This window comes from Halopiger goleimassiliensis (assembly GCF_000455345.1).
GTDB lineage: Archaea > Halobacteriota > Halobacteria > Halobacteriales > Natrialbaceae > Halopiger_A > Halopiger_A goleimassiliensis.
In genome coordinates, this window is the sequence record NZ_HG315690.1 from 1,254,078 (window position 1) to 1,265,310 (window position 11,233).

Annotated in this window: 9 protein-coding genes; 8 read left to right on the top strand and 1 reads right to left on the bottom strand. The window is 68.4% G+C overall.

The annotated features are described in order from the left end of the window. The first annotated feature begins 37 nt into the window (after window positions 1-37). From TX79_RS06100 to TX79_RS06135, 8 genes are all read left to right on the top strand, one after another. A complete protein-coding gene (locus tag TX79_RS06100) occupies window positions 38-1,471 on the top strand; it encodes an alpha/beta hydrolase family protein (RefSeq protein WP_049926419.1) in 1,434 nt (477 codons plus the stop codon). Window positions 1,472-1,513: 42 nt separating this feature from the next. Beyond that, window positions 1,514-2,134 carry a TlpA family protein disulfide reductase gene (locus tag TX79_RS06105; RefSeq protein ID WP_049926420.1) on the top strand — a complete coding sequence of 207 codons (621 nt, stop codon included), beginning with the start codon at window positions 1,514-1,516 and terminating at the stop codon, window positions 2,132-2,134. 26 nt (window positions 2,135-2,160) lie between these two features. Further along, the gene (locus TX79_RS06110; RefSeq protein ID WP_049926422.1) at window positions 2,161-3,060 is read left to right on the top strand and encodes a PhzF family phenazine biosynthesis protein; all 900 of its coding nucleotides are present in this window, start codon (window positions 2,161-2,163) and stop codon (window positions 3,058-3,060) included. 259 nt (window positions 3,061-3,319) lie between these two features. Continuing rightward, window positions 3,320-5,206, top strand: coding sequence for an ABC transporter permease (locus TX79_RS06115; protein WP_049926423.1), 1,887 nt, complete (start codon window positions 3,320-3,322; stop codon window positions 5,204-5,206). Between the two features lie 117 nt (window positions 5,207-5,323). Further along, complete coding sequence (ppsA, locus tag TX79_RS06120) at window positions 5,324-7,702, top strand: phosphoenolpyruvate synthase (RefSeq protein WP_049926425.1); 2,379 nt, start codon at window positions 5,324-5,326, stop codon at window positions 7,700-7,702. 107 nt (window positions 7,703-7,809) lie between these two features. Next, a complete protein-coding gene (mfnA, locus tag TX79_RS06125; protein WP_268257991.1) occupies window positions 7,810-8,994 on the top strand; it encodes a tyrosine decarboxylase MfnA in 1,185 nt (394 codons plus the stop codon). Window positions 8,995-9,065: 71 nt separating this feature from the next. After that, window positions 9,066-9,398 carry a hypothetical protein gene (locus tag TX79_RS06130; RefSeq protein ID WP_326544637.1) on the top strand — a complete coding sequence of 111 codons (333 nt, stop codon included), beginning with the start codon at window positions 9,066-9,068 and terminating at the stop codon, window positions 9,396-9,398. A gap of 111 nt (window positions 9,399-9,509) precedes the next feature. Next, entirely contained in the window at window positions 9,510-9,788 is a 279-nt protein-coding gene (locus tag TX79_RS06135; protein WP_049926426.1) for a hypothetical protein, read from the top strand. Between the two features lie 15 nt (window positions 9,789-9,803). On the opposite strand, the gene TX79_RS06140 is transcribed toward TX79_RS06135, so the two are convergent. Further along, window positions 9,804-11,174 (bottom strand): sodium-dependent transporter, encoded by a 1,371-nt coding sequence (locus TX79_RS06140; RefSeq protein WP_049926427.1) that lies wholly within the window; start codon window positions 11,172-11,174, stop codon window positions 9,804-9,806. Window positions 11,175-11,233: the final 59 nt, after the last annotated feature.

Sequence of the window (11,233 nt, forward strand, 5' to 3'; positions counted from 1 at the left end):
ACGCTCTTTTCGTCGTTTTCGAAAAGTGATCGCATTCATGACACGAACGCGGCGACGGGAACTCCTCGCGACGATGACGGCGGCCACGGTCCCGGGGATCGCCGGCTGTACGGACCTCCTCGAGGAGGACACCGACGAGGAGACGCCCGCGGACGACGAACCGAGCGACGACGGCGAATCTAGTGACACCGGGGACGGCAACGACGAAGCCGGAGAAGACGACGCCGAGGAGGAGCACCCGGAGACGATCGAGGAGGCCGCGACGCTGTTCGTCGAGGACGTCACGGACGAACGCTTCGCAGACGCGAGCGAACGGTTCCGTTCGACCGTTCGCGCCCGGGTGGGTGCGCCGGGGCGGATCGAACTCGTCTGGCTGGGGCTGACGGCGGTCGGCGGTGAGTTCGAAGCGATCGTCGGCACCGAAGCGACGGTCGTCAGCGGCTTCGACGCGGTGGACGTGCGAATGGCGTTCGAACGCGGGACGCACGCGCTCCGAGTCGTCGTGACGAGCGACCTCGAGGTACAGGACATCGGCATCGCCGACGACTACGAGCGGCCATCGTACGTCGACCTCGACGCCATCGACGAGGAGTCTGTTACCGTCGAGACCGGAAGCTGTCAGTTGAACGGCCTCGTGACGACGCCCGCGAACGCGGACGGCGACGTGCCGGGCGTCGTGCTCGTCCACGGCTCCGGGCCGTCGGACATGGACGTCGACAACGGGGGCACGCGGCTGTTCCAGGACCTCGCCGAGGGGCTGGCGAGCAACGGCGTCGCCGCGCTCCGGTACGAGAAACGGAACCCGGCGTGTCCGCCCGACCTCGCCGACTACACGCTCGATACCGTCACCGTCGATCCCGCGCTGGCCGCCCTCGAGGAGCTTCGAACGGTCGAGGGCGTCGATCCGGACCGGATCGCCGTCGTCGGCCACAGCCTCGGCGGCATGGCGGTCCCGCGGCTCGCCGCTCGCGACGGGGACCTCGTCGGCGGCGTCGCCCTCGCCGCGCCCGCGCGGTCGTTCCACGACCTGACCGTCGACCAGGTCGAACACCAGGCGACGGTCATCGACCACGAGTGGCCGCAACTGACCGCCCAGTACGAGGACTGGGTCGACCGCGTCGACCGTATCCGCGCGGGCGATTACAACCCCTCGGACCTCATCCTCGAGTACCCCGGTGCGTTCTGGGACAGCCTCGACGCCTACGATCATCTCGGGACTGCCCAGGAGATTGACGCGCCACTCTACTTCCTGCAGGGGGAGCGCGACTACCAGGTGACCCTCGAGGACGACTTCGAGCAGTGGCAGGAGGCCCTCGTGGAGCGGTCGGACATCGCGTTCGATCGCTACGACGGACTCAACCACCTGCTGATGTCGGGGGAAGGGCCGTCCGTCCCGACCGAGTATCCGGCGCGGAACAACGTGGACGAACGCGTCGTCGCCGACGTCGCCGGCTGGATCCGCGAGCGCTAGCGTCGGCCACAGAATTATGTCGCTCTATCGGGTAGCGCGGATATGGCACGGTTCTCGAGCCGGCGGAAACTGCTGGTCGGTGTCGGGGCGGCGGTCGGCGTCGCCGGCTGTCTCGACGATACGGGTTCGGCCGGCCCCGACGGCGATGGGGACTCGGACGGACCGGACGACGGGGGCGCGGCCGCCGGCGACGACCAGGGGGACGAGGCGGCGACCGAGGACCTCGAGTGGCGCGAGGCCACGCTCGAGGACGTGCGAACCGGCGAGTCGTTTTCGATCGCCGGGATCGACGACACGGTCCTGTTGCACACCTTCGCGTCGTACTGTCCGACCTGCGGGAGCCAGGAAACTGAACTCGCCGCGGTCGAACCGGAACGGGAGGACGTGACGGTCGTCGCGCTGGCGATCACGGGCGGCGACACGGCCGAAGGCGTCAGGGACCACGCCGCGGAGAACGGCTACGACTGGCGCTTCGCGATGGCCTCCGAGCCGCTGACGGGCGCGCTCGTCGAGGAGTTCGGCCGTGAGATGGCCATCCACGGCGAGTCCCCGGTCGTGGCCGTCTGCCCGGACGGCTCGACCGAACGGGCCGAGAAGGTCGCCTCGGAGACCGAGATCCGGCGGGCGCTCGAGGAGGGCTGCGGGGACGGGACCGAGGATTGATACGGCGGTCTTCCCACGGTCTCCGTATGGAGACGATTCGGGTGCTGCAGGTCGACGCGTTCACGGACGAACCGCTGTCGGGCAACCCCGCCGGCGTGGTGCCCGACGCCGACGGACTCACGGACGAGCAGATGCAAGCGATCGCCGCCGAGATGGCCGTCAGCGAGACCGCGTTTCTCCGCTCGAGCGACGACGCCGACCGGCGGATCCGCTACTTCACCCCCACGCAGGAGGTCGACCTCTGCGGCCACGCGACCATCGGGACGTTCGCCCACCGCTATGACGAGGGCCTCGACCCGGGGACGACGACCCTCGAGACGAACGTCGGCGTCCTCGAGATCGACGTCGACGCCGACGGTACCGCCTGGATGACCCAGGACGCCCCGCAGGTCCGGGAAGTCGACGTCGGCTACGACCGCGTCGCGGACGCCCTCGGCGTCGATCGCGCGGCCCTCGAGGGGGCCAGCGCCGATCTGCCGCTCGCGGTGTCCTCGACGGGGCTGCCCTTCCTGATCGTCCCGATCACGTACCTCTCGGACGTCGGCGGGGCCGATCCCGACATGAACGCGATCGAGGCGCTGACCGACGACCTCGAGGCGACCGGCGTCTACCTCTTCTCGTTCGACGCGCTCGAGGCCGAGTCGACGCTGCACGGCCGGATGTTCGCCCCCGGCGCGGGCGTCCCGGAGGATCCGGTCACCGGCACTGCCAGCGGTGCGGTCGGCGCGTATCTGGACCGCTTCGGCGCGTTCGACGACGAGTTCCCCGACGAACTCCGCCTCGAGCAGGGCCACTACGTCGATCGCCCGGGACTGGTCCGGGTGCAGGTTGCGGACCGCGTTCGGGTCGGCGGCCGGGGCGTGACCGTACTCGACGGCTCGCTCGCGGTTCCGGCGAGCGACGACGACGACATCATCGAGGCCTGAGGGTGTTCGAGGTCGGCGACTCCGCCGACGGGCGGGTATCGTGGAGAGCGGCATACGTGGACGAATTGAAAATAGTTAACTGCGATCGTTTTCGTAGATAGTTTAAGCCGAGTCGGTCCGTCACCGGCGGCTGGTCGACGGACGGGTGATCGGCTGGGGGACGCTTGAGTATGATGCAACCACGTTCGACCGCGACGAATCGACCGGAAACAGCTACTCGAGGGCACAAACCGACCGACGGCTCCGAGGTGATCCGCAAATGAGTGCGATCGGACGACAGTATCGGCTGGCGCGTCGCTCGCTGGGCATCGTCGCCTCGTCACCGCAGGTACTGTTGAATCCGATCCTGTTCCTGATCGTCGGGTTCACCTATCCGATCGTGGCGTACTCGGTGCTCGGGATGGGCGCGTTCGGCTGGCTGTTCACGTTCCTGACGACCGTCGCCGTCGCATCGTTCGCGTGGTCGTTCTTCATGGTCGGCTACATCTACGAACTCAACGAACTGTTCGACGGCCGCGAACCGTCGTTGGGCGAGGGACTGGGGGTCGCCGCCGACCGCGCTCGGATGGTCGGAATCGCCGCGCTCGTGTTCGGTCCCGGACGGTACCTCCTCCAGAGTTCGGTCGCACGGATCATTCCGGGTGCCGATCGGTTCGTCGGCGTGGGTTTCGACACCGCCAGCGTCTTCGCGTTCCCGATCGCCGCGCTCTCGCCCGCGGACCAGTCGCTCGAGGACGCGCTCTCGGAACTCTCCGAAGCGGTCCGATCGAAGTTCGGGACGGCCGCGTTCGCGACGGTCGGCATCCGCGCGTTCGCGGCGACGCTCACCCTGGCGGGCTTCGTCACGGCCTTCGGCCTGCTCGCGGCCTGGATCTACCAGGGCGTCGACATCGCCGTCGGTCCGCTTGGACCGTTCACGCTGCCGATCCTCGCCCTGTTCGGCTGCGTCACCGTCGCGGCCGTCACGGTCGTGATCGTCTCCGGCATCGTCCGCACCGCGCTGTATCGCTACGCGGTCGACGACGAACTGCCGCCGGAACTCGGCGTCGACGCCGACGACCTCGTCTACGACAGTTCGCAGATCATCGACCCCGCCGAAGCCGGCCGACTGGCCTGGGTGCGCCTCGGTGCCCACCAGGCCCGACGGGCCGCGGCCAGCCTCTCGCTGTGGGTGCTCGCCGTCTCGATGGCGGTGCTCGCGGCCCTCGTCACGCGCTTCGTCGTCCCCTTCTACGAGAGCCTGCTCGGGGACGGCATCGACGCCGCCCGGGAGATCCAGGGCCAGGCGTCGCTCCAGGAGGTCGCCGAGGTCGACGAACTCGAGGCGCTGGAACTGGTCTTCGGCGTCGATCCCAGCTGGGGTGACGTGATCGGAGCCCTCGAGGCGTTGCAGTCCTCGGGCGACGTGTTCGGCGTCGGCCTGCTCTCGGCGCTGGTGCTGTCGCTCGGGCCGATGCTCGGCCTGCTCGTGACCGTCCCCGCGATCCTTCGGGGTCGACGCAACGGGAGCTACGAGCGGCTCGTCGAGGCAGGGTACAGCGCTCGCGAGGTCGTTCTCGGCGTCTTCCTCGGCCGCCTGGCCGCGGCGTCGGTCGTCATCGTGGTGCCGGCGCTGGCGATCGCCGGGGTGGTCTGGAACCGACAGGCGAGCGTCGGACTCCCGTACGTCGTCGCGACGCTGTTCGCGATCGCCTGTATCGGCATCTTCGTCGCGCTCGGCGTCCTCGTCGGCTCCGTCGCGAAGGGATGGATCTCGGCGGCCGTCGGCAGCCTCGGCGTCTGGCTGCTACCGTTCGTCCTGTCGGGCAACCCGCTCGGGATCGTCGGCATCCCCAACCGGGAGACCGTCATCGAGGCCGTGATCACGCCGCCGTGGGACTTCCTCCCCGCCGTACTGACCCGGTTCAACCTCTACAACGTCATCACCGACGGGATGCACTTCGCGACCCTCTCGAGCGTCGTCGACTCGCTGCCCCGGCTCTCGCGGGTCTCGCTCGAGACGGTACTCACGAGCGACCTGCCGCCCCAGGAGGCCGCCGCGGAGTTGCCGTTCTACCTCCACCAGTACCTCGCCTACCCGGCGGTACTGCTGTGGATCGTCGTGCCCCTCGTGGCGGCGGTCGTCTGGTTCGACCCAGAGTGGTAACCCGATGGACTCCGGCAAGTTCTGACGGGCCGCGAGATCCTCATTCGAGGGCGAGTACAGACTCGTCGCAAACGTTCGCAACCTTCTTTATTCGCTCCCCTGTCCCTCCAAACAGCAATGGCTGTACTCTGGCTGGACGAGATCAGCGCCGACGACCTCGAGACGGTCGGCGGCAAAGGTGCCTCCCTGGGCGAACTCACCGGAGCCGGGCTGCCAGTTCCGCCGGGGTTCGTGGTGACCGCCGGAACCTACCGATCGTTCATCGAAGCGGCCGAGATCGACGACGAACTGTTCGAGGTCGTCGACGTCGACGCCGACGACTCCACCGCGCTCGCCGAAGCCGCCGAGCGCGCACAGGAGCTCATCCTCGAGACCCCCTTCCCCGAGGACCTCCGCGAGGAGATCGTGGCGTCCTACCGCGAGATCGGCACGGACGGGTCGAACCCGTCCGATCGCGGAACGTCGTCCCGCGCGGGCGAGGCCTTCGTCGCGGTGCGCTCGTCGGCCACGGCCGAGGACCTGCCCGACGCCTCCTTCGCCGGCCAGCAGGAGACCTTCCTGAACGTCACGGAGGAGGACCTCCTCGACCGCGTCCGGGAGTGTTGGGCCTCGCTGTTTACGCAGCGCGCGATCTACTACCGCCAGGAGCAGGGGTTCGACCATTCGGCCGTAAACATCGCGGTCGTCGTCCAGCAGATGGTCGACGCCGACAAGTCCGGCGTCATGTTCACCAGCCACCCCTCGACGGGCGAACCGACGATGATCATCGAGGCCGCGTGGGGGCTCGGTGAGGCGGTCGTCTCCGGGGCCGTCTCCCCCGACAACTACGTCGTCCCCCGCGACGGCGGCGACGTCGACGTGACCGTCGCCGAGAAGAAGGTAATGTACGTCAAAGACGAGGAGACCGGCGAGACGATCGAGCGTGCGGTCCCCGAGGACAGACGCGAGGCACGCGTCATCGACGACGACGAGATCGACGAACTCGTCGCGCTCGGCGAGCGCGTCGAGGACCACTACGACGACCCCCAGGACGTCGAGTGGGCCATCGCCGACGGGGAGGTCTACATGCTCCAGTCGCGGCCGATCACCACCATCGACGACGCCGAGGCCGACGCGGGCGATCCGACCGACGCGACCGTCGATCCAGCCAAGGGCGTCACCGACGGCAGCGGCGGGACGCAGACGGCCTCGAGCGGAGCGACGAGCGACGCTACCGGTGGCGGTGACGTCATCGTCGACGGCCTCGGCTCGAGCCCCGGCACCGTCTCCGGGCCGGCCAAGATCGTCACCAAACTCGACGACCTCGCGAAGGTCAGCGACGGCGACGTCATCGTCACCGAGATGACGATGCCCGACATGGTCCCCGCGATGAAACGCGCCTCGGGGATCATCACCGACGAGGGCGGCATGACCAGCCACGCCGCGATCGTCTCCCGCGAACTCGGCGTCCCCGCCATCGTCGGCACGGGCGACGCCACCTCGGTGCTCTCGGACGGCCAGGTCGTCACGCTCGACGGCGACAAGGGCGCGGTGCTCGAGGGCCAGGAAGTCGACCCCGACGAGGAGACCGAACCCGTCGAGGAGGTCCGGCCGAAGTCGCCGGTCAAGCCGATGACCGCGACCGAGGTGAAGGTCAACGTCTCTATCCCCGAGGCCGCCGAACGCGCGGCCGCCACGGGTGCCGACGGCGTCGGCCTCCTGCGGACCGAGCACATGATCCTCTCGCTGAATCAGACGCCCGAGAAGTTCATCGAGAACAACGGCCCCGACGCCTACACGACGGAACTCGTCGACGGCATCCGCGGCGTCGCCGACGAGTTCTACCCCCGTCCCGTTCGCGTCCGGACCCTCGACGCGCCGACCGACGAGTTCCGCCAGCTCGAGGGCGGCGAGGACGAACCCCACGAGCACAACCCGATGCTCGGCTACCGCGGGATCCGGCGCTCGCTGGATCGCCCCGAGGTGTTCGGTTACGAACTCGAGGCGTTCCGCCGGCTCTACGAGATGGGCTACGACAACGTCGAGATCATGTTCCCGCTGGTCAACGACGCCGAGGACGTCTACCGGGCCAAAAACCGGATGCGCGAGGCAGGGATCGACCCCGACAAGCGCAAGTGGGGCGTGATGATCGAGACCCCCGCCTCGGCGCTGTCCGTGGAGGAGATGGCCGACGCGGGCATCGACTTCGCCTCGTTCGGCACCAACGACCTCACCCAGTACACGCTCGCCGTCGACCGGAACAACGAGAACGTCGCCGACCGCTTCGACGAACTTCACCCCTCCGTCCTCCGGCTGATCGGGGACGTCATCGAGACCTGCCGGGAACACGGCGTCGACACGAGCATCTGCGGCCAGGCCGGCTCCAAGCCGGAGATGGTCCAGTTCCTCGTCAACGAGGGGATCAGTTCGATCTCCGCGAACATCGACGCCGTCCGGGACGTCCAACACGAGGTCAAGCGGGTCGAACAGAAACTGTTGCTCGATTCGGTGCGCTGAGTTCGTCAGCGGACGGCGACTCACGGTCGTCGACTCGACCGGTCCGGTGGCTCCGTGCGGGAATTCGGAGGCGGTCGCTGCCGTCGAACGGAAGTAATAAGCCGTTGATCACGTACCTTCGTGATATGCAAGAAGAGCCGCAGGCGTTCGACCGGGTGCTGTCGTCGATGTGTACGGAACCCCACCCGGTAGCGCGCGAGGCGGCCGAACGGTTTCTCGCGACGAACCCCGGTGACCCGGCCACCTACCAGAGCGTCGCCGGCCTCGAGGACGAGGCCATCGCCATGCTCGGGGAGATCGCGGGCCTCGACGAGCCGGCGGGGTACGTCGCGAGCGGGGGGACGGAAGCGAACATCCAGGCGATGCGGATCGCCCGGGAGCGGGCCGACACCGACGATCCGAACGTCGTCATGCCCGAGTCCGCCCACTTCAGCTTCCAGAAAGCCGCCGACATTCTCGGGCTCGAACTCCGGATCGTGCCGACCGACGCCGACCACCGGGCCGACCTCGAGGCCGTCCGGGCCAGCGTCGACGCGGACACCGCGGCGGTCGTCGGCGTCGCGGGAACGACGGAGTACGGCCGCGTCGACCCGATTCCGGAACTCGGTGCGATTGCGGAGTCGGTCGACGCCTCGTTCCACGTCGACGCCGCGTGGGGTGGCTTCGTCCTTCCCTTTACGGACTACGAGTGGAACTTCGCCCACGCCCCCGTCGACACGATGGCCATCGACCCCCACAAGATGGGCCAGGCCGCGATCCCCGCCGGCGGGTTGCTGGTCCGCTCGGAATCGTATCTCGACGCGCTCGCCGTCGACACCCCCTACCTCGAGTCGACGGCGCAGGCGACGCTGACGGGGACCCGCTCGGGAGCGGGCGTCGCCAGCGCCGTCGCCGCCATGGAGGAACTGTGGCCGACGGGCTACCGCACGCAGTACCACCGCTCGCAGAACAACGCCGAGTGGCTCGCCGACGCGCTCGAGAAGCGGGGCTACCAGGTCGCCGAGCCGACGCTCCCGCTGGTCGCCGCGGACGTGCCGCGCTCGACGTTCGACGCGCTCCGCCGGAAGGGGTGGCGCATCTCCCGCACCGCGAGCGACGAACTCCGAGTGGTCTGTATGCCCCACGTCACCCGGGAGATGCTCGCCGCGTTCGTCGCCGACCTGGATCGGCTCGAGGTCCGTGCGAGCGTTCCGGTGGCCCGCGAGAACGATCGCGGCCCCACGGTACCGAACTCCCACTGCCCGATGCCGGCCGACCTCGGGGACCCCGGCGAGATCTGGACGTGGCGATAACGTTCTGACCGGTCATCTCGGCGGCCGCGCGGATCCGATACGCGTTAGGGGACTGACCGCGAGCGTCGCGTATGGGACTGGATCGGATCGACGCCGTCGCGATGGTCGGCGTCGGCGGACTGCTCTCGACCGCGACGGCCCTCGAGACGGCCGTCGTCGCGGCGGCGCTGGGCGGGTTCCTCTTCTCGGTGGCCGCATGGCGTCTCTACGGCGGCCGTCCCTGGGAGGCCGCGGGCTGGCTCTGCTGGGTCGGGGCCGCCGTCAGTGCCGGCCTCGGTGCCGACACTCCCGCCGTTCTCGTGGCCGTCGTCGGGTTCGTCGTACTCGGAATCGTCCTCCTGCTGGGCGGCAGAACCGGCGTCCTCGTCGACGTCTGGAGCATCGAGCAGGAACCGAACCGGTGACCGAGGGGTGGGCAACGGGATCGACCGCGGGGATCGCATCGCGACTCGCGAGCCGACGTCACCGACGACCGGTTGGAAAAGAAATACGTCCACGAAGCTCGAACGTAACCCATGGCAGAATCAAACGGGCCGCTTCCGCGGTTGAACGCGTACGGCGTCCTGTTCGTCGCGAGTCTCCTGGCAGCGGTCGGACTCGCGATCGTCGACGGATTCGGGACGGGACCGGCGATCCTCGTCGTGATCGCGTTCCTCGTGGCCGTCGTGGCGATGTATCGGACCGATTCCGAAACGGAAGCCGCGCCGGGCGAGGAGCGCGACGAAGACGACGGGGAGGACCTCGACAAGAAAGCGCAAGGAATGGTCGGGGGCGGTGTGGACACCAGCCTGTGAACCGAGGAGCGGCGATCAGAACGTCTCCCCGATCCAGTCCGCGAACGGGCCGGTCAGGAAGTCGTAGTACTCGAGGATACCGAGGGTGAGCGCGACGATCAACACGACGATGACGGGCAGTCGGACGGCCCAGATCCAGGCGCGCCCGAGCGACCCGAGGTCGCCGATCCCCCGCGAGAGTTCGTCGATCGCGACGTCGGCAAGCAGCCAGCCGACGATGATCATCAACAGGAGCCCGCCGAGGACCAGCAGGATCTGGTCGGCGAACAGGTCGAACAGATCCAGCAGGACCAGGTCGGTCGCGGAGGGAACCCCGAGCAGGAACATCCCGCCGCCGACGACGAGCGCAGCGGGCGCGCGATCGACGCCGCGCTCGTCGATGACGTAGGCGACGACGACTTCCATCAGGCTGATCGCGCTCGAGAGCGCGGCGATGGCGACGGTGGCGAAGAAGACGAAGCCGACGAGCCAGCCCAGCGTCAGATCGCCGAAGGCGGCCGCGAGCGAGACGAAAATCGCGCCCGCGCCGGGGTCGGCCGGATCGACGCCGGCGGTAAAGAGGATGGGGAAGACGATCAGCCCCGTCACGAAGGCGATCGCAGTGTCGAAGCCGATGATGATGACGCCGTCCTCGGCGAGATTCCGATCCTCCCCGAGGTAGGAGGCGTAGGTGATCATCACCCCCATCCCGAGCGAGAGGGTGAAGAACGCCTGGCCCGCGGCCGCGGGGAGGATGCTCGTCCACTCCGCGGCGATGGTGCCGAACTCGGGCGAGAGGTAGTACGAGTACGCTTCGCTCGCGCCCTCGAGCGTGAACGCGTAGACGGCCATCCCGGCGGTGATGAGGACGATCGCCGGCACCATCACCTTCACCGCGAGTTCGATCCCCCGCTGGATCCCCAGGGCGACGATGGCGATCACGATCGCCATGAAGACGGCGTGGAGGGCGATCGCCTCCAGACCGCTCGCGAGGTCGACGAACTGGCCCTCGGACTCGGCGGCGTCGGCGAGGTAGCCGTCCTGAAGACCCAGAATCGCGTAGCGAATCGTCCACCCCGCGACGACGCTGTAGTACGAGAGGATGACGAAGCCGGTGGCGATGAACACCCAACCGACGTAGCTCCAGACGCCGCCGGCGATCTCCTTCAGAGCGCCGACGGGGTTGCGTTCGGTGCGACGGCCGACGACGAACTCGACGAGGATCGCCGGAAAACCCACGAGGACGATGAACAGCAGGTAGATCAACAGGAACGCTGCTCCGCCTTCCTGTCCGACCTGGAACGGAAACCGCCAGATGTTCCCGAGGCCGACGGCGCTCCCGACCGCCGCGAGGATGAACCCGGCGCGGGTCGCCCACGTCTCCCGTGGCGCGTCACCGATACCCATAGGCCGAGCCACGAGAAGGTGTGTCAAAAGCCCGTACGACTGTCTCCGGTGGTAACTCT